This is a genomic window from Psychrobacter muriicola 2pS, assembly GCF_904846535.1.
GTDB lineage: Bacteria > Pseudomonadota > Gammaproteobacteria > Pseudomonadales > Moraxellaceae > Psychrobacter > Psychrobacter aquimaris.
Genome location: NZ_CAJHBC010000009.1, coordinates 72,567 through 97,698, shown reverse-complemented (window position 1 = coordinate 97,698; position 25,132 = coordinate 72,567). Strand labels below are relative to the sequence as shown.

Annotated in this window: 24 protein-coding genes; 17 read left to right on the top strand and 7 right to left on the bottom strand. The window is 42.8% G+C overall.

Features of this window, described 5'->3' with window-relative positions:
* Positions 1-101: 101 nt before the first annotated feature.
* Both murD and ftsW read left to right on the top strand, forming a co-directional pair.
* Complete coding sequence (murD, locus tag JMX93_RS12305; protein WP_499204878.1) at positions 102-1,538, top strand: UDP-N-acetylmuramoyl-L-alanine--D-glutamate ligase; 1,437 nt, start codon at positions 102-104, stop codon at positions 1,536-1,538.
* Positions 1,539-1,925: 387 nt separating this feature from the next.
* Positions 1,926-3,050, top strand: coding sequence for a putative lipid II flippase FtsW (ftsW, locus tag JMX93_RS12300; protein WP_193011439.1), 1,125 nt, complete (start codon positions 1,926-1,928; stop codon positions 3,048-3,050).
* A gap of 92 nt (positions 3,051-3,142) precedes the next feature.
* On the opposite strand, the gene gluQRS is transcribed toward ftsW, so the two are convergent.
* From gluQRS to JMX93_RS12270, 6 genes are all read right to left on the bottom strand, one after another.
* Positions 3,143-4,087 (bottom strand): tRNA glutamyl-Q(34) synthetase GluQRS, encoded by a 945-nt coding sequence (gluQRS, locus tag JMX93_RS12295; RefSeq protein ID WP_499204893.1) that lies wholly within the window; start codon positions 4,085-4,087, stop codon positions 3,143-3,145.
* Between the two features lie 254 nt (positions 4,088-4,341).
* Complete coding sequence (dksA, locus tag JMX93_RS12290; RefSeq protein ID WP_193011437.1) at positions 4,342-4,779, bottom strand: RNA polymerase-binding protein DksA; 438 nt, start codon at positions 4,777-4,779, stop codon at positions 4,342-4,344.
* 494 nt (positions 4,780-5,273) lie between these two features.
* Positions 5,274-6,119 (bottom strand): metallophosphoesterase, encoded by an 846-nt coding sequence (locus tag JMX93_RS12285; RefSeq protein ID WP_499204877.1) that lies wholly within the window; start codon positions 6,117-6,119, stop codon positions 5,274-5,276.
* A 250-nt stretch (positions 6,120-6,369) separates the two neighbouring features.
* Positions 6,370-7,188, bottom strand: coding sequence for a metal ABC transporter permease (locus tag JMX93_RS12280; RefSeq protein ID WP_499204876.1), 819 nt, complete (start codon positions 7,186-7,188; stop codon positions 6,370-6,372).
* Between the two features lie 106 nt (positions 7,189-7,294).
* Positions 7,295-8,092, bottom strand: a complete 798-nt coding sequence (locus JMX93_RS12275) for a metal ABC transporter ATP-binding protein (RefSeq protein WP_499204875.1) — start codon at positions 8,090-8,092, stop codon at positions 7,295-7,297.
* Between the two features lie 80 nt (positions 8,093-8,172).
* Positions 8,173-8,766: a Fur family transcriptional regulator gene (locus tag JMX93_RS12270; protein ID WP_499204874.1), complete on the bottom strand. Its 594-nt coding sequence runs from the start codon at positions 8,764-8,766 to the stop codon at positions 8,173-8,175.
* Positions 8,767-8,961: 195 nt separating this feature from the next.
* Here JMX93_RS12270 and JMX93_RS12265 point away from each other — a divergent pair, with 195 nt between their 5' ends.
* From JMX93_RS12265 to JMX93_RS12205, 13 genes are all read left to right on the top strand, one after another.
* Positions 8,962-9,852 carry a metal ABC transporter solute-binding protein, Zn/Mn family gene (locus JMX93_RS12265; RefSeq protein ID WP_499204873.1) on the top strand — a complete coding sequence of 297 codons (891 nt, stop codon included), beginning with the start codon at positions 8,962-8,964 and terminating at the stop codon, positions 9,850-9,852.
* A 291-nt stretch (positions 9,853-10,143) separates the two neighbouring features.
* Complete coding sequence (locus tag JMX93_RS12260) at positions 10,144-10,554, top strand: ATP synthase subunit I (RefSeq protein ID WP_226914319.1); 411 nt, start codon at positions 10,144-10,146, stop codon at positions 10,552-10,554.
* Positions 10,555-11,238: 684 nt separating this feature from the next.
* Positions 11,239-12,105, top strand: coding sequence for a F0F1 ATP synthase subunit A (atpB, locus tag JMX93_RS12255; RefSeq protein WP_193011431.1), 867 nt, complete (start codon positions 11,239-11,241; stop codon positions 12,103-12,105).
* A 33-nt stretch (positions 12,106-12,138) separates the two neighbouring features.
* A complete protein-coding gene (gene atpE, locus JMX93_RS12250; protein ID WP_182407195.1) occupies positions 12,139-12,387 on the top strand; it encodes a F0F1 ATP synthase subunit C in 249 nt (82 codons plus the stop codon).
* A 117-nt stretch (positions 12,388-12,504) separates the two neighbouring features.
* Positions 12,505-12,975, top strand: a complete 471-nt coding sequence (locus tag JMX93_RS12245; RefSeq protein ID WP_193011430.1) for a F0F1 ATP synthase subunit B — start codon at positions 12,505-12,507, stop codon at positions 12,973-12,975.
* Positions 12,976-12,988: 13 nt separating this feature from the next.
* Positions 12,989-13,612, top strand: coding sequence for a F0F1 ATP synthase subunit delta (locus tag JMX93_RS12240; protein ID WP_443215497.1), 624 nt, complete (start codon positions 12,989-12,991; stop codon positions 13,610-13,612).
* A 93-nt stretch (positions 13,613-13,705) separates the two neighbouring features.
* Entirely contained in the window at positions 13,706-15,250 is a 1,545-nt protein-coding gene (atpA, locus tag JMX93_RS12235; RefSeq protein ID WP_045445880.1) for a F0F1 ATP synthase subunit alpha, read from the top strand.
* Between the two features lie 215 nt (positions 15,251-15,465).
* On the top strand, positions 15,466-16,347 hold the full coding sequence (gene atpG / locus JMX93_RS12230) for a F0F1 ATP synthase subunit gamma (protein ID WP_193011428.1): 882 nt from the start codon (positions 15,466-15,468) through the stop codon (positions 16,345-16,347).
* A 38-nt stretch (positions 16,348-16,385) separates the two neighbouring features.
* Positions 16,386-17,819: a F0F1 ATP synthase subunit beta gene (gene atpD, locus JMX93_RS12225; RefSeq protein ID WP_193011427.1), complete on the top strand. Its 1,434-nt coding sequence runs from the start codon at positions 16,386-16,388 to the stop codon at positions 17,817-17,819.
* A 104-nt stretch (positions 17,820-17,923) separates the two neighbouring features.
* Positions 17,924-18,340, top strand: coding sequence for a F0F1 ATP synthase subunit epsilon (locus JMX93_RS12220; protein WP_021812807.1), 417 nt, complete (start codon positions 17,924-17,926; stop codon positions 18,338-18,340).
* Positions 18,341-19,015: 675 nt separating this feature from the next.
* A complete protein-coding gene (locus JMX93_RS12215; protein WP_045445894.1) occupies positions 19,016-19,732 on the top strand; it encodes a response regulator in 717 nt (238 codons plus the stop codon).
* A gap of 315 nt (positions 19,733-20,047) precedes the next feature.
* Entirely contained in the window at positions 20,048-21,736 is a 1,689-nt protein-coding gene (locus JMX93_RS12210; RefSeq protein WP_499204872.1) for an ATP-binding protein, read from the top strand.
* Positions 21,737-21,926: 190 nt separating this feature from the next.
* Complete coding sequence (locus JMX93_RS12205; protein ID WP_193011425.1) at positions 21,927-22,106, top strand: hypothetical protein; 180 nt, start codon at positions 21,927-21,929, stop codon at positions 22,104-22,106.
* A gap of 76 nt (positions 22,107-22,182) precedes the next feature.
* Here the strand turns inward: JMX93_RS12205 and JMX93_RS12200 are convergent, their stop codons facing one another.
* Positions 22,183-23,661, bottom strand: a complete 1,479-nt coding sequence (locus JMX93_RS12200; RefSeq protein ID WP_499204871.1) for an ATP-binding protein — start codon at positions 23,659-23,661, stop codon at positions 22,183-22,185.
* Between the two features lie 456 nt (positions 23,662-24,117).
* On the opposite strand from JMX93_RS12200, the gene rpsP reads away from it, so the two are divergent.
* Together rpsP and rimM are read left to right on the top strand one after the other, a co-directional pair.
* Positions 24,118-24,387 (top strand): 30S ribosomal protein S16, encoded by a 270-nt coding sequence (gene rpsP / locus JMX93_RS12195; RefSeq protein WP_193011423.1) that lies wholly within the window; start codon positions 24,118-24,120, stop codon positions 24,385-24,387.
* 185 nt (positions 24,388-24,572) lie between these two features.
* Positions 24,573-25,106 (top strand): ribosome maturation factor RimM, encoded by a 534-nt coding sequence (rimM, locus tag JMX93_RS12190; protein ID WP_193011422.1) that lies wholly within the window; start codon positions 24,573-24,575, stop codon positions 25,104-25,106.
* Positions 25,107-25,132 lie beyond the last annotated feature (26 nt).

Here is a 25,132-nt window from a genome sequence, read left to right as displayed (position 1 = left end):
CGATACCGTTATGATGCTTCTCATCTTGACGGCATCATTTTGCTTATTTATATACTAGGTTTGTTTGATGCCATTTTGCTCGTCCAACAGAAGGAATAGATATGACCACCAACATTGCAACAGATGCCTTACTTCATAAAGGCAGTGGTCTACAAGTCGTGGTCGGTTTGGGACAATCTGGGTTGTCAGTTGCGCACTATTTGGCCAATCAAGGCTATCAGGTTGCCGTCACTGATGCTCAGGCGACACCTAGCTTAGCCGGTCAACTGCCAGCTGAGATTAGCATACGTCAATTTGGTGCGATTGACGCAGAGCTATTGCAGCAAGCGGCGCGTATTATTATAAGCCCCGGTATCTCTCTTGCCACCGAAGCCGTCGCCGCTGCCCGCCAAGCGAATATTCCAGTGGTTAGTGACATTCAGCTATTTTGTGAGGCTTGTACAGTACCGATAGTGGCAATTACTGGCTCTAATGCTAAGAGCACCGTGACCACCTTAGTGGGGCAAATGGCAGCGGATGCTGGTGTCAATGTTGGTGTCGGCGGTAATATTGGTGTGCCAGCGCTGACCTTGCTTGATAATCCTGATATGGAGCTGGCAGTGCTTGAGCTGTCGAGCTTTCAGTTAGAAACGGTGACCAATTTGGGTGCGCAAGTGGCGACAGTTCTGAATATGTCGCCTGACCATTTAGATCGCCACGGTGATATGCTGGGCTATCATCAAGCCAAACATCGTATCTTTCAAGGTGCTAAGTCCGTGGTTATCAATCGCGAAGACGCATTGACGCGTCCGCTGGTGGCTGATAATTTGCCAAGAGTGAGTACCGGTATACATGCCCCCGATAAAGGTCAATACGGTCTTATTACTGATCCCGAAGGCCAGATTTATCTTGCTTACGGTACAGAAAAACTACTGTCGGCAGATAAACTGTTGATTAAAGGTCGTCATAATCTGCTCAATGCACAGGCAGCCTTAGCGTTAGGCGAATTTGCTGGCTTGCCACGAGGTAGTATGTTGAATACCTTACAGCAGTTTACTGGACTTGAGCATCGTTGCCAGTATGTGGCAAATGCTGCAGACATTGATTATTTTAATGATTCAAAAGGCACCAATATCGGCTCAACGATGGCAGCTATCGAAGGGCTGGGCGCAGTCTATGCACCAAAGGACGGTAAATTACTATTGATTTTGGGTGGACAAGGCAAGGGTCAACAGTTTGGTGAATTGACGCCGTTTATCAATCAATATGTTAGCCAAGTACTGTTTATTGGTGAAGATGCGCCGCTGATTGAACAGCATCTGCGAGCAGCTAAGATAAGCGCCGATGTGACGCTACATCAGTGCCAAACTTTAGAAAACGCTTTTACAACCATTCAACAAGTGACGACAAGCAGTTTATCACAAGTACAAGCGGTGCTATTGTCACCTGCTTGTGCCAGCTTTGATCAATATAGTGGCTACGCGGCTCGTGGTGAGCATTTCAGTCAGTTGGTTGGTCAGTTAGTAAGTGAGTCATCAGGTATGATGACTGCGGAATAAAAGCTTTGATGATTTAAGCATTTGCATGACAAGTGCTTGGGTAATCTCAGCATTTAATAAAGAACTCAGTATTTAATAAAGAATAAGGGCAATGTAATAGGATTGCCCTTAATTGACTTTTATGACGCGCGCGCATTTTCTGTATAAATGATTGTTTTGCTTATAGATTGCTGCTACTGTCAATCATAATAAGCCAGCAAGGTAATAGGTCAGTTTATTTGCTTAGTAATCTGTCTGGTATTGTCTGTTTTCTATTTTTAAACGGTGGCGTTTAATAGACGCCGTGTTTTTTCGTTCGTTAGTGTATATAAAATTATGGCGCTCTCTTCTCTTTTTCGTTCCTCGTCCCAACCGAAGCAAGTATCTGGCTCAGATGGCATTCTTTCTATGCCGTCAGCACGTGCTATTCTCATATCGAGTGTTGGCTGTATGTTGGTGCTCAGTTTATTGATGGTGGCTTCCGCTTCTATTCCTTTTGCGCTCAGTCGCGGCATGACAGAGCTGCACTTTTTCAAAAACCAACTACTGTATATGATAATCGGTTTGACTGTCGCCACAGTCTCTTATTACAGCGTCTCTTTGCGAACACTATATAAGACTGAAACCCAGTTTATCTTATTGGGTATTACTGGCATGCTACTAGTGGCAACCTTGTTTAGTACGCCGATTAACGGCTCCAAGCGTTGGCTAAACCTAGGGGTGTTTAATTTTCAGGTAGCAGAGTTGGCCAAGTTGGTGATGATTGTCTTTGTCTCTGATTTTGTGGTGCGGCGCTCTTTTGAGGTTCGTAACGGCTTAGATGGATTTTTGCGGATTATGTTGGTGGTGGCACTCATCACTATGCTGCTATTGTCACAGCCAGACTTTGGTTCTTTTGTCGTTATTTTAGGTACTATCTTTGCGATTTTTTATATCGCTGGTGCGCCTTACAAGCACTTTTTAGCACTGGGCGCGGCTGCAATCGGTGGAGCGGTCTTGATGGTGACGACAGCGCAGTACCGATTGGTACGTGTAATGTCATTTATGGATCCATTTGATGATGTGCAAGATACGGATTATCAGCTGGCACGCAGTTTGATTGCCTTTGGTCGTGGACAGTTTACGGGCGTTGGCTATGGCGAGAGTGTACAAAAACTGTCGCATTTGCCTGAAGCGCATACTGACTTTTTATTGGCCATTACAGGTGAAGAGTTAGGCTTTGTTGGGGTTACCATGGTATTGGTACTCGAAGCGCTGATTATCGGTAGCGCGATGCGTATCAGTTATAATGCGCTCAAACGTCGGCAGATGCGCATGAGTTATACCGCCTTTGGTATCGGTGTGGTGTTTATTGCACAGACGATTATTAATGCGGCGATGAATATGGGCGCGATTCCAACCAAAGGGTTGACCATGCCATTCTTTAGTTATGGCGGCTCTTCCATGCTGATCAGCTTAGTAATGGTCGCTTTATTGCTAAAAATCTATAAAGAAAGCCCTGAAATCGAAAAAAGCCAGTGCCGTTATTATTGATAGGTTGAGCATCATTTATAGGCTCGATGCATCATGACAGGCATTAGTTAAAAAAGCGTCGCTAAATAGTGGCGCTTTTTGCACTCTAGTTTTTATCCATTAAGCATATTTAATTGTTGCTTGCCTTGTAGCGGCGTATTATCCCATTGAGCAATGGCTTGCTTTAGCATACGAGTAGGCGTGTCTCTATCGACGGCTGGTTGCTGTAATAGCTGTAAAGCCTCGGCGATTAGCCTACTTGGGTCTCGCGTATCAATGGGTTGTGCCAGATTCTGCTTGGAAAGTTTTTGTCCATCAGCATGACATATCAGTGGCAAGTGATACCAATGATCGATAGCGGGTAAGCGTGCGGCCTGCATGATGCTGATTTGCGCTGTGGTCATGGGTAGGATGTCTAGACCGCGCATAATATGTGTCACCTGTTGCAGTCCATCATCAAGGCTGGCAGCCAAAATATAATTGATCATACCATCTTGGCGACGCACCACCATATCACCCAATGTCTGCTGAGGATTGTCCCACTGCAATCCTTGAATACCGTCGTTAAAGCCAATCTTATAGTTTGGTAGCTGTATGCGTAGCTTATGTTGCACTCTATCAAGGTCAGCGCTGATACAGCAGCGTGGATAGCGCTTCCTGTTAGGCTGTAATGAGTTGGCATTGTCATAAGATGGGCTCAGCTCTTCTTGTGCCCAGTATTGCTCCAAATCTTTACGCGAGCACTGACAACCATAAGTGAGTGGATGCAGGGCTGAATGTAGATAATCATTATAAATATCAATACGCTCAGATTGATAAATGATATCACCGTCCCAGTACAATCCAAGCGCTTCCAAATCAATCAAAATTTGCTCAGTAAATTGCTGATCACAGCGTTCGGTATCAGTGTCTTCAATCCGGAGAAGCCATTTGCCACCAATGGATTTTATATGGCAAAAGCTGGCAAGCGCAGTCGTCAATGAGCCAAGATGCAGTTCACCAGTCGGTGAGGGAGCAAAACGACCAATCGGCTGTGCTGGTATGATTGGAGTGGGCATAGGAATAGGAATAGGATTAGTTTTCAAGGTAGGAAATTGTCAGTAGAAAAGGTAGAAGATAGAATAATAAATATATTCGTAAAAAGATATTTGTGAAATGAGTCTGTTTTGTTAGTCAAATCAATGTGAGCAAGCTTAAAGATCTGCATCAGACATGATTCATTGACTAAAAAGCAGCCATTTAAAACGCAGCAAGCGACCATAATATGATCGCTTGTGCTTATATTCTAATATTGAGATGAGTCGTATCTCATTTAAGCGCCTTGATTTTGACGCTCTTTAATCTCAGACAGTGTTTTACAGTCGATACACTGGGTGGCCGTTGGGCGTGCTTCGAGACGACGCAGACCAATCTCTACCCCGCAAGTCTCACAAAATCCATAATCATCGTTTTCGATTTCTGCCATAGACTTATCGATTTTGCGAATGAGTTTACGTTCGCGGTCACGCGTACGCAATGCGAGGGCAAACTCTTCTTCTTGGGTGGCGCGATCATTGATATCTGGCATAGCACTGGACTCATCTTGAATATAAGTCTTGGTGCGATCCGCTTCGCCAATCAGTTGGCTTTTCCAATCCAATAAAATAGCCTTAAAGTGTTCTAACTGCGCATCAGACATGTACTCTTCGTCTTTGGCAGGCACATAAGGAGTAAACTTAGCTTCACTTGGATTCGTGGTCAGGGTGCTCATATGGGTATCCTACTTTTTTCAAATTAATTCAATAAAACGACGTATCAAAAGACAAGACGCTATCAATGTCATAAACGCTATAATTTGTCCCTTTATAAAACGTTTTACCACTTGGTAACACAAGTAACACAGCGGATCTAATAGTACAGTTATCTTAATATGCTTACAGCAAACTATTAATGGTCAGGTATATGGTTATGCATATTTTTATTTAAATAGCGTTGTCTTAATAATGCGACAAATTACTGACTGTGAACACTTAGCTTGTGGTCAATTTAGCCATCCTAGCTATTATAATTCTGCCTAATATCAGATATTAGGTAGTCCTCGTTTTATTTTATAAGTTGTATCATTGTTTCTAATAATAATGAAGTGATTTTTCATAATGATGTCGTTTTTACCGTGCCAGTCATTATATTCTGAACCAAGAAATATCAGTCAATAGCTTGAGATATAAGGGCTAACATCCTTATTGGTACCAATAAATCTGGGCGTCAAGTATCCAGTCTTTCTACCCAGCTTGCAACCTTTCCATTGTTGGCTAATTGCAACCAACGGTAACCGGGCAGGGCGCTTTTATCATAGGAAAAGTCATTTTCATAAGGTTTGAACTGGTAACAAGTAGATGGCGTGCTATAGACTGTGACTCCTTGACGATAGCGGACTTGCTCTTGGTGCGTATGACCACTGATAATGACCTTGAGATGGTCAAACCCTAACATATATTGCCAAAAGGCCTCACTATTCTCTGCCATATGCGTGTCAATCCAGTCAGAGTCTACGGGAATGACATGATGGTGTAGGGCGATCAGCGCAGGCTTATCACAGTCACCGAGTCTTTCGCATAACCAGTCAATATCGGTAGGCGTTATTTCGCCGGCGACTTTGCCCGTGATGGATGAATCTAATAGCAGTAGCTGCCAACGATCAGTTTCAATGACATGCCTGCTTAGCAAGCGCGGGTCGGTAGATTGAGCAATCAGTTCGCGCTCAAAGAATGGCAAGTCACTACCTATCTCATCCGTCACATCATGATTGCCCGCGATACAAGCAAAAGGAATATTGGTCGCTTGCAATACCTCAAAAATATGATCGTAAATAGCGGGTTTCACCTCATTAACTAAGTCGCCAGTCACGATAATCAAATCGCAGCGAATGTCGCTACTCAATGCTTGCTGTAGTACTGTTTCAAAGCATTGCTGACACACAGTGGCTTCGCTATTGTTAGTATCGCCATCAGCACTAGAGGAGACGGGCGTTGATAAATGCAAATCTGTGATTTGTAGTATGGTTAACTGTTCATCTGGTGTGCTAATTTTATTAACAGGATAGCTTAGCATTGGGTCAGTCCCTCATCGAATCGAAACAATTGATGCTGTTAAAACGAATGATAGATAAAAGTATGCCCTGCATCGAGTAGACTAATTGATTTTGGTCTGACCAATATGTTTTTTGGCTTGACGCCATTAGCATGTCGATGGTATTGGGGCAAGTTTATAACATAAAGTAAATGAAAGCTCTATCATATTGATGAAATAAAGTTGGATAAGAGGATAAAAAACCAGTGGCTTTATGTGTACCATAATGTGTCTAGCGACGCGCTGACCAAATTTTTGCAGTGCTGAGCTTTGAAAAAATCAGCGCGATAAAAAATAAAATGGCTAATATCAATACAATAGAAAGTCCTGTCTGAATATCTAGCCAAATGCTTCCCCAAACGCCTAAAGTCACGCCAAGCTGAGCGATCAGTAGCGATATAATGACCATTTGTTTTGGCGATGATGACCATAAACGTGCCGTTAGTGCTGGTAATACCAATAAACCGCTGATTAGTAAACTACCAACTGCTTGCAGGGCAATTGCACAAAATCCCGCCAATACGCCCATAAAGAACAGCCGCTGGCGTGTTGGATTAATACCCTGAATGCGCGCCAGTGCTTCATGAGTGGCAAGCTTTATTTGTGCAGGCCATATATATATGAGTAGACCGAGTCCTACCAGCACGCTACCAGCAAGTAAGGGTAAGTCGGCCCAATCCAGCTCCAGCAAATTACCAAATAAAAACCCCAGCACGTTTGCTTGTTGGTCAGTTAACTGGGTCAAAGCCAATAAACCTAAGCATAACAATGACACCGCCACGACGGCCAAAACCGCATCGGCAGGCAAGCGCTCATCGTCAATCAATACTAGCCCTAGCACCACCATGACGCTGACCAGTGCAATGCCAATGCCCATGGGTAATTGCCACCATACTGCTAATGCCACACCAAGCAAGGTACCATGTGCTAAAGCATCAGCAAAAAAGGCCATGCGTCGCCACAAGACTAAGCAACCTAAAGGCGCTGATAGTAGCGCTAAAATACTGCCAGCGATCCAAGCGGGGGCAATGATGGCTAACCAAGCAGTCATAATAAATATCCGTAAAAGTTTTTATAAAGCTCAACGCTTGATGTGTATTTTATGCATCAAGCTTCAATATATTTTATATTTGTGAATGTTCAACGCGCCCTAATAATTATAGTTCGCTTGGGGCGTGATGCTCACAGGCATGCGGTTGATGCACATAAGGCTGCTCATAATGATGTCCAAATAGCTTTTGAAACTCACTACTAATGGCAAGCTCGCTTGGTTGTCCCTCACAGCAAATATGCTTATTAAGACAAATCACGCGTCGACTGCCTTTCATTACCCAGTGCAAATCATGCGATACCACCAGCATGGCACAACGCAAAAACTCCGGCAGCTCATCAATAAACTGATAGAGCCAAACCTCAGTATCAGGGTCCAGTCCTTGCATCGGCTCATCTAAAATTAATAAGTTAGGTTTGTCTAACAATGCTCGCGCGAGCAAGACCCTTTGTGTCTCACCACCTGACAGGTGCAGCATTTGTCGCGATAGTAAGTGTGTCAATGACAAATTATCAAAGATAAAGTGACGCTGCTCAGACGTTAAGCGCCTTTTATCTGCTTGTGCCAATAAATCGCAGACTCGCAATGGCAATATCGGCGGTACAGCAAAGCGCTGCGGCACATAGCCAAGCTGTAACTTTTGATGAGAGGTAATGTGCCCTTTAGTTGGCTCAATCAACCCTAAAATAAGTTTAACCAACGTTGACTTACCAGCGCCATTTGGTCCAATAAGACTGACTGTTTCATTAACCGCAATGTCGATATCAATATGTGAGAGTAAGCGTTGATGCCCAATATCGTAGCTGATATTGCTTAGGCTCAGCAGTTTACTCGCATTATTAATGGTATTGCCATCAACAGCGGAAAAGTTCGGTTGATTAGACGGTGAGGTAGACAGGCTCATAGTATGACAACCAATAAGTGAATGGGTAATACAAATAAAAAACGGATGATAAAGACTTACGCTTCAGTGGTTAGGGCGTGTTACTGGCACGCTTGGCAACGACCACTTAGCTCAATCACACTGCGTTCCACGATAAATCCAACGTCTTGCTCAGCAAAACTCATCATCTCCTGTACGGGCACACTGCTACATTCTTGTACACGCTGACATTGACTACAGATTAAAAATGCTGCGGTATGCTGGGCGCGTGGGTGACAGCAGGGCACATAAGCATTGATAGAGGTCAATTGATGTATCAAGCCTTCACTCAATAAAAACTCAAGACTACGATAGACAGTGGGTGGCGCGACATTTTTTGGCGCTTGTTTTTTTGAAGTGAGCGCTTTAGATGGCGCTTTCGTCGGAGGCTGTTGCGAGCTAAGTGCTTCGATGTTGTCATCATTATTATTAGGCTCTGATAAGCGCATTTGTTGCAATTGCGTGATCAAATCATATGCACCGATAGGTTTATTGGCTGCCAATACCAATTGATATATTTGCTGGCGCAATGGGGTAAAGCGTGCACCGTTCAGGCGACATTGTTCTTTTGCTGCTATTAGGCGCTCGGTCACGTCATGCGGCGTAAAGTCCTGCACATCATGTAAATGATCGCAGACTGATAAACTGGTGGACATGGTGCAAGCTCCTACAAAAAAATGGTACTGTTATTATAGTATTTTATATTGTTATAGTATAACATACTAAAAATTAAAGCAGATAAGTGATCTTGGTTTATTTATTGATACCTTGGTGATCACTCAGATACAACGGCGATAACGTTGAAATGTTTTCACTTATATTTTTATTATTCATACATTAAAGAATCTATTATGAACTCAGTTTTCAAATATTTTTTATGCTCAAGCATTATACTACAGCGATGGCTTATTACGGGCATAGTTGCGTTAGGCGTCTCTACTGTCAGTGTACAAGCGGCAACAGTCAGCGTGAGTAACTATCCACTGTTTTTATTGAGTCAGGCAGTGACTGAAGGTGCACCGCCCGCCAAGCAACTATTGCAGGCAGGAGAGGTTGGTCATCATGGCAGTATTAGCCCGGGCGATATTAAAGCCATTCAGGACAGTAAGTTTGTCGTGTGGTTTGGTGAGCCACTAGAAAATAACTTGGCGGCAAGCCTTAATACCGCACCCAATGCGATTGCCTTATTTGAATTTGATGCTTTTAATCGCCATCCGCTACGTGATGTCAAAGGCAAGCCGATCGCTGGTACCTTAGATCCACATATATGGCTAGATCCTGAAAATGCCAAAGCCATTACTCGTGCGCTCGCTGTGATTCATAGTCATGCCAATCCACAATACAAAGCTCTCTATCAAACTAATGCGAAAAATTTTGCACAGCAATTAGATAAAAATGTGGCGGCGTTTAAGCAAAAATCTGTCCAAAATAATAAAACACGTCCTTACTGGGCATATCATGATGCCTATCAGTATATTGAAGATAGCTTGAATTTAAAACTTATCGGTAGCCTTAGCACAGACCATCATCTAGCCCCAAAAGCAAGCCAAATACGCTGGCTTAATGAGCAGCGTCCAGCCAAGCAAATGTGTTTGGTTAGCCCAAGCCAACCAGCTAAAGGTCTACTCGCTAAGTTACAGCCTGTCAAAACCACCGTACAACCTGAAGATATGAGCAATAGCAAAGACTTTGTGAGTGGCTGGCAGACGATGGCACAGCAAATCTATCAATGTATATCGTAGGATAACTGATTAGTTATTAGGATAATCGATTAACTATAATGGCTTGCAACGCTTGAGAAGCTATTATGTATTCGTGTTTTAACGGCTATCAATTGACCAGTAAATATGGGATCTATGAGTGATTCAGCTAGGTTACTGATAAAAGGTATATTTTACTTGCTTAACGGTCGTATGCTCCTTATAATGAATTGCGTTTTATTTTGGTTAAAAGGTAACACCTATAGAGTGAGCCGTTCACGGATAAAAGTGGCGCAAGTATGCTACCTTATCCCAATGCTGTAAGGCTATAGGATGACATTACCGATGACCAAGCCTGCCAAACGCACACAAAAAGATAAAATTGGCATATACATCAAACGTCAAGCGTGGATATTATTTATCCTTACCGTTATTGCTTGGGTTTTAGATGCTGGCTGGCTACATAGTGAGCTTACTGTCGCAAAAAGCGCCGCTATTGGTGCGCTACTCAGTTTTGCTACGCAGGCCGTATTTGCTTTTTTTATCTTTTGGCACACTGGATATCGCGCGCGCCAACATATTGTTAGCCAGCTGTATCGAGGTCAAATGGCCAAATGGCTATTGACTGTGTTTGGTTTCGCACTAATTTTTATTACCGTACAACCCCTATCTGCGCCTGCGCTGTTTATCGGTTTTATGGTAATGCAAATTAGTCACAGTTGGATGTTGTGGCACATACGCTAGCGTTAATAGATGATAACTATATCAATAGTTAGATGATTGATAGCGCGAGGCAAGTCACCCTGCCGTCCAGCTTCTCTATGACTGGTTTCATGATAAAGTCAAAACATACAAAACTGTCTAAAGACAGCGCCAATGATCATAAAGACTGTGATATGAGCGTTTAAGATATGCATAGCGCGTGATGATAAAGTTGATGTAAGTCAGCTTTTAGTATCGTCTCTAATTAAATTCTTACAATTTAATTAATTACGCAAAGCTATGTTAGTAAACGTTAATAGTCGCTAACTTATTCATACCGCGGATAAAAAAGTCATAATTGACTTTACACGAATACAACGCTGCATTAAGATAGGCAGCTAAATATTTTGCTTACGCACGCTGTATTAAGCGTCGATCGCGGAGACGCGGCAGTAAGTAAACACAGATATAATAATTTTGCGTACATATGCAAGGGCTATTACTGATTCATCATAAGCCCTTTTTTGATAGCTAAAATTTATCTTTCACTATCAAATCGCGCATTAGTAATAGAACTATGGGTTGGATGTTGTTGGTTACATGGGTGTTTTAGTATGGTTTATTTATTTGCTTAACTGCAAGACAAATAGAAACGCTAAATCCCATCAGATGACAACCATATTTTTGGTAGTTGATTAAATCGTTGATTAATAAGAAGCTTACATTATGGCATCCGAGCAAACATCATCAGAATATATCTCTCACCACTTAACGAATTGGACGTACGGCTATTTGCCGGGTGAAGGCTGGAAAGTTGCCTATACTGCTGAAGAAGCAGGGTTAATGGGCTTTAAAGCTATCCATCTTGACTCTATGCTATGGTCAGTTGGTCTGGGTATCCTGTTTTGTACCATCTTTTGGATGGTTGCCAAAAAAGTCACTTCAGGCGTGCCAGGCAAAACTCAGGCAGCGGTTGAGTTGATCGTTGAGTTTGTTGATAACAACGTTCGTGATTCTTACAGTGGTACCTCAAAACTGATTGCGCCGCTGGCGTTGACTATTTTTGTGTGGATCTTCTTGATGAACTTGATGGATCTGTTGCCTATTGACTTTATTCCAAGTCTTGCAGGGCAAGTTGGCGCTATGATGGGTCATGATCCACATCATGTGTTCTTCAAGATTGTTCCAACGACCGATCCTAATATCACGCTTGGCATGTCGTTCTCTGTCTTTGCGCTGATTATCTTTTATAGTATTAAAGAAAAAGGTTTAGGTGGCTTTATTGGTGAGCTAACACTGCATCCATTTAGTGCCAAAAACCCAATCATGCAAGCTATTTTAATTCCCATTAACTTCATTTTAGAAGCCGTTACTTTGATTGCTAAGCCTGTATCACTTGGTTTGCGTCTATTCGGTAACATGTATGCTGGGGAATTGATTTTCATACTGATTGCTCTAATGCCGTTTTGGATTCAATGGGCGTTATCGGTACCGTGGGCTATCTTCCACATCTTAATTATTACACTTCAAGCGTTCGTATTTATGATGCTGACGATAGTTTACATGTCGCTTGCATCATCAACTGAACATTAATTAGACATTCAATAGGTAAATGAGGATACATCAATGGATCCAGTATTAGGTGGTTACACAGTTATCGCAGTAGCAATACTTATCGGTCTTGGCGCACTTGGCACAGGTATTGGTTTTGCTATTCTAGGTGGCAAGTTCTTAGAAGGCGTTGCGCGTCAGCCAGAACTTGGCTCACAATTGCAAACTCGTATGTTCATCGTAGCAGGTCTTCTTGATGCTATTCCGATGATCGGTGTTGGTATTGCTATGCTATTGTTATTCGCTAACCCTCTAGCAGGTTAATCCGAAAGCTCAGTTGTAAATGTTTGGTACTCAAGGATTCTCTATCAAATATAGTCAAGATTTGACTGCCAAACATGATCAATGAAACTGATTTTTCATTAACAAAGAGGTGATCACGTGAATATCAATTTTACCCTCGTCGGTCAAGCCATTGCTTTTGCAATATTTGTGGTTTTTTGCATGAAATTCGTGTGGCCACCACTTATTGGTGCCATCAATGAGCGTCAGCGTAAAATTGCTGAAGGCCTGAATGCCGCAGAGAAAGCAAAAGCAGATTTGGCGACCGCGGAGCAAGATGTGCAGCAGGAGCTTGATCTTGCAAAGACCAAAGCTGCTGCTCTAATCGAGCAAGCGAACAAGAGTGCCAACCAGCTTGTCGAAGATGCAAAATTGCAGGCCCAAGTGGAAGGCGAGCGCATTCGTCAACAAGCGCAAGCGTCTATAGACCAAGAAATCAATCAAGCGCGTGAATCATTACGTGCCCAAGTTGCTGAACTGGCTGTACTTGGTGCAGAAAAGATTTTGCAAGACAAAGTCGATGTGCAAAAACATGCCAGTATGTTAGACCAACTGGCGGCAAAGCTGTAACTGTGAGGATATAATGGCTGACTTATCAACCTTAGCACGACCCTACGCTAGAGCCGCGTTTGACTATGCCAACGAAAACGGGGCCGTAAACGAATGGGAAAATTTCTTGTTTGTCGCCAGTGCAATTGTCAATGACAAAGCGTTCCGTACATGGCTAGAAAATCCAGCCGTAACGGCTGAGCATAAGTCAGCTGCTTTGGTTGATCTTTATGACTCACAAGTGGCTGGTGATAGCGACTCTGCTTTTAAACAGCTACTAGGCGAGAGCAAAGGCTCTCGTTATGGTAATAGTATTAGCTATCCTAAAGTGTCACCAGCGCTCAATAATTTTATTAAGCAGTTGGCGCAGCAAGAGCGTCTAGCGCTGCTTCCTGAAGTTTATGAGCATTATCGCCGCCACAAGGCAATAAGCTTAAAGCAGCTTGACGCTTACGTGACCTCTGCCTATCCATTGACCGACGCCCAGCGTGAAATGCTTCAAACGCGTCTTGCCGAATCGCTAAATGCTAGTGTGGTGATTCATGAATCGGTCGATCCAAGTCTATTGGCAGGCGCTACCATCAAAGTCGGTGACAAAATCATTGATGATTCGATGCGCGGCAAGTTACAACAGTTAAAAACACAGCTAACTGCCTAATGCCATTTACCGGCGCAGTCATATATGAACTGTGTGATAGTAAGAGCATTTAAGTCAGTGGGCGGGTTATCATAAATTAAAGGAAACAAGGCAATGCAACAATTGAATCCAGCGGAAATCAGTAACCTGATTAAGCAGCGTATTCAAGACCTTGATGCGGGTGCAACTGCAAAGAATGAAGGCACGATTGTCAAAGTATCTGACGGTATCGTGCAGATTCATGGTCTTGAAGATGCCATGTACGGCGAAATGATTGAGTTTGAAGGCGAAATCTATGGAATGGCGCTTAACTTAGAGCGTGATTCTGTCGGCGCGGTAGTACTTGGTGATTACCTAAAGCTGCAAGAAGGTCAAAAAGCCTATTGTACTGGTCGTATTCTTGAAGTACCAGTAGGTCCTGAGCTGCTAGGCCGTGTTGTTGACGCCTTGGGAAATCCTATTGATGGCAAAGGTCCTATCGATGCCAAAATGACTGACAAAGTCGAAAAAATCGCCCCAGGTGTTATTGATCGTCAGTCAGTAGATCAGCCAGTAATGACAGGCTATAAAGCCGTTGATACCATGATTCCAATCGGTCGTGGTCAACGTGAGCTTATCATTGGTGACCGTCAGACGGGTAAAACCGCCATGGCGATCGATGCGATTATCGCGCAGAAATCATCTGGTATCAAGTGTGTATACGTCGCAATCGGTCAGAAACGCTCTACCATTGCAAACGTCGTACGCAAACTTGAGCAAACTGGTGCCCTAGAATATACTACGGTTGTGGTTGCTTCAGCCTCAGAGCCAGCAGCACTACAGTACATCGCACCGTACTCAGGTTGTACGATGGGTGAATACTTCCGTGACCGCGGCGAAGATGCATTGATCGTATTTGATGACTTATCAAAACAAGCCGTTGCTTATCGTCAAATTTCACTATTGCTACGTCGTCCGCCAGGTCGTGAAGCTTATCCTGGTGATGTATTCTATTTACACTCACGTTTACTTGAGCGTGCATCACGCGTAAACGCGGCGTACGTAGAAAAATTCACCAATGGTGAAGTAGTTGGTAAAACTGGTTCATTGACCGCCTTACCTATTATTGAAACCCAAGCTGGTGACGTATCTGCATTCGTACCGACTAACGTGATTTCAATCACTGATGGTCAGATCTTCTTAGAATCAAGCCTATTTAACTCAGGTATCCGTCCAGCAGTTAACGCTGGTATCTCGGTATCTCGTGTTGGTGGTGCGGCTCAGACTAAGATCATTAAAAAGCTATCCGGTGGTATCCGTACTGCACTAGCTCAGTATCGTGAATTGGCCGCCTTTGCTCAGTTTGCATCAGACCTTGATGACGCAACGCGCGAACAGCTTGATCATGGTGAGCGTGTGACTGAATTGATGAAGCAGAAGCAGTATCAGCCGATGTCTATCTCTGAGCAAGCCGCAGTTATCTATGCATCGAATGAAGGCTTTTTAGCGGACGTTCCTGTTGAAAAAATCGGTTCTTTTGAAGAAGCTTACTTACGCTATATGCATGATGAGCAAAGTGAATTGATGCGTGAGATTGATGATACTGCGAATTACAATGATGATATCGCAGGTCGTTTAAAGTCATCTTTAGAGACCTTTAAACAAAATCACAGTTATTAATTTAACGGGTTAAGCCGAATTGGTTATGGCTGTCTTTGATAGCTAATAAAGTGGCGCGTTGTCTAATTAGATACTTGCGCCACTGTTCTAACCATTGACGGTATTAGATCGCGTCATGCACAAAATATAAAACATTAATCTGTTAGATTGATGCTATATATTAAATAATTGTCGCATGCGCCAATGCTTTTTAACCCTCTTATATTGGAATCATTATGGCAAGCTTAAAAGAGATACGTGCCAAAGTCACCAGTATTAAAAGCACCCAAAAAATTACTCGTGCTATGCAAATGGTTGCGGCAAGTAAAATGCGCCGTGCCCAAGAGCGCATGGAAGTGGGTCGCCCGTATGCTGATAGTATGCGCCGGGTTATTTCACATTTGGTGCATGCCTCATCAGACTATAAACATCCGTATATGGTCTCGCGTCCAGTCAATAAGGTTGGCTATATTGTCATTACCTCTGATCGCGGTCTGGCGGGTGGTTTGAATATTAACTTATTCAAAGCTTTATCTAAGAGTATCCAGCAATATCAAGATCAATCTGTACAAGCTGAATTTGCCGTTATCGGCGCCAAAGGCGTTAGCTTCTTTAAAAACTTTGGTGGTAACGTAACGTCTGCAGTAACTGACTATGGTGATAAGCCGACGTTTGAGCAGATAAACGCACCGGTTCAAGCGATGCTTGATGATTATACTAACGGTAAAATAGACCGCATCTACGTGGTTTATAATAAGTTTGTGAATGCTATGACCCAAAAGCCAACTGTCAATCAGTTGGTGCCTTTACCAGACAGTGCGTTTGGTGAAGAAGAGAGCGGCATTCAAACAGAGCTTAGCTGGGATTATATCTACGAGCCTGATATCAAAACATTGATTGATGAGTTGCTTGGCCGTTATATTGAGTCGATTGTCTATCAAGCGGTAATGGAAAACATTGCCTCTGAGCAGTCCTCACGTATGGTTGCAATGAAAGCGGCGACAGATAATGCTGGTGACCTAATTAACGATTTACAGTTGGTTTATAACAAGCTGCGTCAAGCGGCGATTACCCGAGAAATCTCGGAAATCGTTGGCGGTGCTGCTGCTGTTTCATAATTGACTACACCTATATATAGAAGTTCAAGGAGAACGCAATGAGTAGCGGTCGTATTGTACAGATTATTGGCGCGGTTCTTGACGTTGAGTTCAACCGTAGTGAAGTTCCTCAGATTTATGATGCCTTGCAAGTAGACGGTACCGAAACCACCCTAGAAGTACAGCAACAACTGGGTGATGGCATCGTCCGTACTATCGCAATGGGTTCAACTGAAGGCCTAAAGCGTAACTTAACAGTGACTAACACCGGTGCGCCTATTGCTGTACCTGTTGGTATCGGTACGCTTGGTCGCATTATGGATGTTCTTGGTCGTCCTATCGATGAAGAAGGTCCTGTTGTTGCTGACGAAAAGTGGTCTATCCACCGTGAAGCGCCAAGCTACGCAGATCAGTCAAACAGCACTGAGCTGTTAGAAACTGGTATTAAAGTTATTGATCTACTTTGCCCGTTTGCTAAGGGTGGTAAAGTTGGTCTATTTGGTGGTGCTGGTGTTGGTAAAACCGTTAACATGATGGAGCTGATCAATAACATCGCTCTAAAACATGAAGGTTTGTCAGTATTTGCTGGCGTTGGTGAGCGTACGCGTGAAGGTAACGATTTCTATCACGAAATGCAAGAAGCGGGCGTTGTAAACACTGAAGACTTTAGCAAATCTAAAGTTGCGATGGTATACGGTCAGATGAATGAGCCACCGGGTAACCGCTTGCGTGTTGCGTTGTCTGGTTTGACCATGGCTGAGTACTTCCGTGATACGAAAGATCCTGCTACTGGCAAAGGTCGTGACGTATTGCTGTTTGTTGATAACATCTATCGTTATACACTAGCCGGTACGGAAGTATCAGCACTACTTGGTCGTATGCCATCAGCGGTTGGTTATCAGCCAACACTTGCTGAAGAGATGGGTATGCTACAAGAGCGTATTACCTCAACTCAGTCAGGTTCTATTACTTCTGTGCAAGCAGTATATGTCCCTGCGGATGATTTGACGGATCCATCACCAGCAACGACGTTTGCTCACTTGGATGCAACCGTTGTACTGAGCCGTGATATCGCCTCACAAGGTATCTATCCTGCGGTTGATCCACTAGATTCAACGTCACGTCAGCTTGATCCATTAGTAATTGGTGAAGAACATTATAACGTTGCTCGTGGCGTGCAAGAAATTTTGCAGCGCTATCGAGAGTTAAAAGACATCATCGCTATCTTGGGTATGGATGAATTATCAGAAGAAGATAAACTAGTCGTTTATCGTTCGCGTAAGATTCAGCGCTTCTTGTCACAGCCATTCCACGTTGCTGAAGTCTTTACTGGCGCACCTGGTAAATATGTACCACTACGCGATACCATTGCTAGCTTCAAAGCAATCATCGCTGGTGAATACGATGACCTACCAGAGCAAGCGTTCTATATGGCTGGTGGCATCGATGAAGTTGTTGCTAAAGCAGAAAAAATGAAATCTACTGCAGCGTAAGTTGTGTTAGCATTTGCTAAAGGGCAGATAGATCATAATGAGTCTATTTGCCAGTTAGTAACGCCTCGCAGTTTTGATTGTGTTTTGATCGTAAGGAGTTAAGTATGGCAACGTTACAATGTCGCGTCGTAAGTGCTCGTGAAGAGTTGTATTCAGGCGAAATTAGCATGTTAATAGCTACTGGTACCGAAGGCGAGATTGGTGTATTGCCAGGTCACACACCGCTTATTACTTTGTTAAAACCGGGTGCGATGCGAGTGCAAACACCAAACGGTGAAGAAGAAGTGATTTATGTATCAGGCGGTGTCTTAGAAGTACAGCCGAAGATGGTTACCGTATTGGCTGATACAGCTATGCGTGCACATAACCTTGATGAAAGCAAAATTGTCGAAGCACGTAAAAAAGCTGAGCAGATGCTTGTCAATCAATCGGATACTGTACAGACTAATGCAGCTTTAGCATCATTAGCAGAGTCTGTGGCACAGCTACAGACTATCCGTAAGTACAAAAACCGCGCTTAATTTTTTGTGGAAAAGGTTAGGGTGTCTCTTTGACTCTTTCCACAGACATAAAAAAACAGTCCATGATGGGCTGTTTTTTTATGTCTATTATTTAACCTCATATGCTTTTCAACAAGAGTTAAATACGTGATCGATAATATAATTTTAATCTCGATAAATAGTTTTTTTAATATGAACATTGATTATCTATAAATCCACTAACTATACATTCAATAATAGTAAACAATATTAGGGTAATAATCAAAAAGTCACTAGCGATAAAGATGATATGTCGCTATATTAGACGTAATAGGAATGGATGATATGTCGCTATATTAGACGTAATAGGAATGATAGTATTGAGTAGTAAATCAAGTATCCTACCGTTGTTTGCTGCATTAAGATTATCTAATCGTAGATATTTAGGTGAGGAAAGGTTCGTAAAAAACATTTCACTTGCTATTATTCGTATAAAGCTCATAATTTTTGGACGCAAACTAAAGTTTTAATGGGTGTAGTTTATAGGTTTTGTTAACGACTATAAGCTATAGTATAGGAAGCTGACTGTTTAATAGTATACTGTGCTACCAAGTTTGTAACAGCTATACGAACATCAATTGTGCCACTTAATGGTGCTATTAATTTACCGCTCTTACTTTTACTGCTTTTAAATGAGATGTATTAGAGGATATAACAATGACAACGAATGAAGAAGACAACACCCCCCGAATTTTGATTGTTGAGGATGATGAGCGTCTGGCCATGTTGACTCAAGATTACTTGGTCAAAAACGGTTTAGAAGTCGCTATCGAAACCGATGGCAATCGCGCTATACGCCGCATCGTCAGTGAACAACCAGATTTGGTCGTACTTGATGTCATGCTTCCTGGTAGCGACGGACTGACGGTATGTCGTGAAGTACGCCCGCACTATCAGAATCCTATTTTGATGCTGACTGCGCGTACTGAAGATATGGATCAGGTACTAGGTCTTGAGATGGGTGCTGATGATTATGTCGCTAAACCTGCTCAGCCACGTGTCTTGTTAGCGCGTATTCGTGCGTTATTACGTCGCTCAGAAAATGCACCATCAGAAGATGTGCCACAGCGCCTAGAATTTGGTGAACTGGTCATTGATAACGGTGGTCGTTCAGTGAATTTAGGTGATGAATTGGTTGATTTCACCAGTGCTGAATATGACTTATTATGGTTGCTTGCTTCTAATGCTGGTCGTATCTTATCGCGTGAAGATATCTTTGAGCGTCTACGTGGTATCGAATATGACGGTCAGGATCGTTCAATTGACGTTCGTATCTCACGCATTCGTCCAAAAATCGGTGATGACCCAGAAAATCCAAAACGTATCAAAACCGTTCGTAGTAAAGGGTATTTATTCGTAAAAGAAGGCAACTAAGTCAATTCTGCTCCGGCAACGGCTTATTGCTCATCAGCGTGACCAAAGAAACCAGCAACGATGCTGGTTTTTTTGTGGCTAAATTTTAATTTTTGAACTTAAATACAGCGTTATGTGGTTTAATTAAGCAATTATTTCGGGTGCTGACCAAATACACATGAGGTAAATGGATTTGTAGGTGATGGTCAGTCATAAGTCAAAATACAGCAGCCAGAATGGCTTTTTATTCAACAGTGTTTGATATCATTTATCACGCAGCGCTTGTCTGCTGAATGATATCAGCAGTTTTTATTCATTAAGTTGGTTACGGCACGTATGTCATTAGTCTCTTCTTTAAAACACAGTATCTTTGTTCGTATTTATGCTGGGCTACTCATAGTCTGTTTGTGTGTGGCATTGTTTGCTCAACTGTTGATGGAGACCATCAATAAAGAGCGCGTCCAATCCTACCGTGAAAACATGGCAACGGGGGCTTTTCATCTGGTGAGTGAAGGCATTGCTCATCAGGAAAGTGAAGAGCAGCGTGAATATTGGTTGTCTGATGCCAGTAGTTTATTTGGCTCAGAATTCAGAGTTTTACCTATTGATGAAGTGGACTTTAATGCCAGTGAACTGCGACGTTTTGAAAATGGCAATACGGTCGTTCGTTATGTCGAACAACCTGTCTATGCCGATGTTTATTATCGTCTACCGGACAATCAAAGCGTTTTGACTGCCAGAATATCGGAAGTGACCGAACAGCAAGTACGGGCAATCGCTGTGTTTTTATTGGACGATTTGTCTTACTATATGACGTTATCTGACAAGCGTGCTCGTTTGGCTGAACTGGAAAAAGAGTTTTCCTTTCCGTTAGAGTTTAAAGCTGTTAATACGCTGAATTTGGATAGCGATCAGCTTGCACGATTACGCCGTGATGAAGTGGTTATTTCCTTACAAGATACGAATAGCAGCAAAAGTAATTCGGCCATTAGGGTGATAGTGCCTTCTGAAATCAATGACATGGCGATATTGATTGGTCCTGTGCCATTATTCAATTGGTTTCCGCTTAATCTGATTATTAGTATGATTCTTATCAGTATGTTTTTAATCAGCTTAGGCGTGTATGCACTGATTTTCCCACTTGAGCGTAAGCTGCAGTTGATTCAGGTCGGTGTCAATGAAGTGAGTAAAGGCAATCTTGAAAGTCAAGTTCAAGTAATTGGGCAGGATGAAATTGCCCGCTTAGCCGCGACTTTTAATGCCATGACTGCTCATATCAAACGCCTCATTGAGTCTCAGCGAGAATTAACGCGAGCGGTGTCACATGAGCTTCGCACACCGGTGGCTCGCATTCGTTTTGCGGTTGATATGCTGGCGGATACGGATGACGAAGACTCGCGTTTTATGCAGCGTGATTTTATTGATGAAGATATCGAGGCGCTTAATGGTTTGATTGATGAGATTTTGACTTATGCTAAACTAGAAGAGGGTTCACCAAAGCTGGATTTAGAACCAGTCAATCTTAGAGAGTTACTGGAGCAGATTGAGCGTGAAACCAATGCCCTAGGTAAGCCTATCAAAATAGTGACAAAGCTCCCGAATGCTAAAGTAACCGCTGTCGCAGATAGACGTTATTTACACCGTGTGATTCAGAACCTTGCGGGCAACGCCTTGCGTTATGCAGAGACCACAATCATTATTAGTGCTGGCGTCAAAAAAGGCAATGCTTTTGTTAGTGTTGAGGATGATGGTCATGGTATTCCAGAAGCAGATCGCGAAAAAGTATTTATTCCATTTTCACGCTTAGATGACAGTCGCACGCGAGCCTCAGGTGGCTATGGTTTAGGCTTGTCTATTGTATCGCGCATTGCCTTTTGGTTTAATGGTAGTATGAAAGTAGATGAGAGCCGAGAGCTTGGTGGGGCACGATTCGTCATGACGTGGCCTATCAAACCACTGACACAAATTTTGGCTGCTGATGAACTGACTCAAGAAAAAGGCGAGCGTGATTTTGACGGTAACTGATGCCCCTGCACAAGATTGCCGTTATTTTTTAATATAAAAACAGCCGTATAAATTAAGCAGTGTGTGACAGATAAATTTGCTCATTTTTAAAATGAGGATACACCCTAGGTAGAATCATCGACTAATTTATTATTGGTAATGGTTTGAAGTGGTTTTTTAAAAGTAACCTAAAGGTAAAGGAGGGCAAGGGATGCCATATTTATTTGGTGGCTTGGTGGTGTTAAATGCAATAACGTTGGGTTATTATTTATTCTTGCAGCAGCCATCGACGACACAAACGCTAATAGCAGCGCAAGAAAATATTACTCAGCCATTAGCGTTTACGAATAGTGCCAAACATATTCCACCCATCATTGGAACGAGAGACTAGGTGTTATAAACCCAAATGGTCGCAGCGAATTGTTTTGACCATTTGTTGGCTTTAGTGGTGGACCATTCAGCCGCTATCAATCTTCTTTACGCCATGTCATATTATCAGAGACAGGCATTTTTTCTGTATCGGCCGCGACAGTCGTATCTCCAGCAACCTTGGAAATTAGAGGAATACGCACGCATACTTGTAGACCACCGTCGGGATGGTTAATGGCTTCGACCGTACCATGATGCAATCTGGCGATACGGTCTACAATCGCTAGACCTAAACCACTGCCTTGGGTGGTACGCGCTGTTTCTCCACGTTCAAAAGGCTGCATAATACGTTCTAACTGATCTTCTGCAACCCCATCACCACAGTCACGTACACATATTAGCAATTGTTCTTGTGCTTCTCTATTAACGACATTTTCACTGACGACATCGCTATCTTCATCCTCAACAGTTTCCATAAAGGTTGGCACAACAGTCGCTGACAGGTAAATGGGCGGTTTGCCATACCGCTTGGCATTATTGACCAAATTGATAACAAGGCGTTTGATAGACATGGGGCGCACAGGGACCACTTTGTGACACTCCGATTGGTAGATGAACTCCATTGGCGCAAATTGCACCATGATCTCATTAAAGATGGTATCCAAATTGGTCAGGCTGACTGGCTCATCGGAGCCATCTTTCATGAACGAGATAAACTGCTCTAGAATGGCATCCATGTCTTCAATATCGTAAATTAATCCTTCTCGGAAAAAATCGTCAGGTAGCATTTCAGCAGTCAAACGCATACGAGTCAAAGGCGTTCGCAGATCATGCGAGATACCAGCGAGCATAATCGTACGCTCTTTTTGTGCTTGATTTAACGTCGTGAATAAACGGTTGAATGCCATGTTGACCTGACGTATCTCCGTAGGTCCTTTTTGTGTTGGCAACGTGGTGGCATGACCCAAGCGAATATAATTGGTTGCGGCACGCTGTAAATATCGTAGCGGACGATTTAATTGCCGCGCTAATAAAATAATGGTCAGCAGCGATAAAATAGGCAATCCAATGAGGAACAGCACCAACAACCCTGGACTATATTGTGAATAATAAACCACCGGTTCACGAATCCAAAAACTGTCATCACGGCTGTCTTGCACCCAAAGCTGCGGTGTCGGTTTAAATTTAAAATACACCTCGACAGGTCGACCCAATTGCGCACCGATTTCGCGTTGTAATACATCGGTGAAGACACCGACAAAGGCCTTGTCAGACACTTCTGGAAAGTCATTAGGGTTATTCACTACCACGACATGCGAGTGTTGATAAATCCATTGGCGTACTTCAGGGCGATTTTTCCAGTCTTTGTTCACACTATTCATCAACTGTAGCTCGCTCGTCAAGTAACGCGCATGGTTTTTAAGCTCGGGTAAATAAAGACTGCGCCAAAAAAACAGGATCGACAAGCTAACACTGATAAGAACAATGAAAGAGACCATCAAGGTTGTCAGCCAAGTGTTGGAGTAAGAGCGAGTGAACCGCCCTTTGCGACGAGGTTGCGATTTTGGTGGGGTCATATGAATCCAACATATTGAAAGATGTTTTATTAAATTTAGTATAAAGGTAGTGCCTTTAAATTTCGTTCAAAAATAACGTGTCATATTTATGAGCAGCATGAGGTTCATTATTCTTTAGCGATTGGGTAGGCAATGGCGTCATTCACTCGCTGATCATCTTATAGAGTAGCATAATCAATGAATGACACGGATGGCTTTAAAACAGTAGGCAACAATTGAATACTCAAATTTGCACCAATATAGTACTGAGTAATATAGCACTGAGCAATTTGAACATGATGTAGAGTCGGTATCCTCAGTTAAAAACCAGTGGCTATGATCAATTTTATTTTACATCGACGGGCATTTAAGCTATTGTTAATAAATAATTAAATAAGCACAGTTTATGTTTTCAATAAATCAAGACTGTGATATAATTATGCCCTTTTTGGTATACCTGCGAAAGAGAGAATTCACATGGTTGTTATTCGTTTAGCACGGGGCGGTGCCAAGAAACGCCCATTTTATCAAGTAGTTGTTGCTGATCAACGCCGCGCGCGTGACGGTCGCTATATTGAAAACATCGGCTTTTTTAACCCACTCGCTAAAGAGTCTGAAGAAGCAGTACGCCTAAATATGGAAGCGTACAATGCGTGGATCGCAAAAGGTGCACAACCTTCAGATCGCGTTGCTTCATTGGCAAAAGCTTTTAACAAGTCTATCGCGCAAACTGAAGCAACTGCTTAAGTTTTGTGGTCACTGAGACGCTGATAGCTCGTCTATAGGCAGTCTCAATAGACTTTAGTAAAAAACATAGCGTAACTGGTCTAACTAGGTACGCCATTAACTGTTTATAGCTTTTGATTGCGTTCATCGCTTTTGATTGAAATATATTTACAATCGCTGTTTTAATCATTGTTAGGTTAGCCGTTATGTCATCTGTTCCAAACGCTAGTGCCCTTATGAAAATTGGTCAGCTTAAAAAGCCTTATGGTATTAAAGGTTGGCTTTGGGTATTTAGTGACACAGATGATCGTACGGCGATATTCGACATGCAGCCATGGTGGATGAAAACTGCCACTGGCATGAAACCTTTGACTGTGAAAGCTTGGCGTGAGCAAGGAACAGGAATTGTGGCTCAATTTGAGCAAGTTCCTGATCGTAATGTTGCTGAGACCATGAACGGGGTTACCGTTTGGGTCGAACAAAACGTTTTGCCTGAAACAGCTGAAGACGAATATTATTGGTCGGATTTGGTCAGTCTGCGCGTTATTAATGAGCAGGATGAGTATCTAGGCGACATTATTGAGATGTTTGAGACCGGTGCCCACGCTATCATGCGGGTTAAGGCAACCTCAGACAGCTTAGATAAAGAAGAGCGTCTGATTCCATGGCATAAGCAAACTGTAGTTCAGGTCAAGATGACTGAAAAAACAGTGCTTGTGGCATGGCCGAGTGATTATTGATATAAGGCCTGGCTTCATTGTTAAGT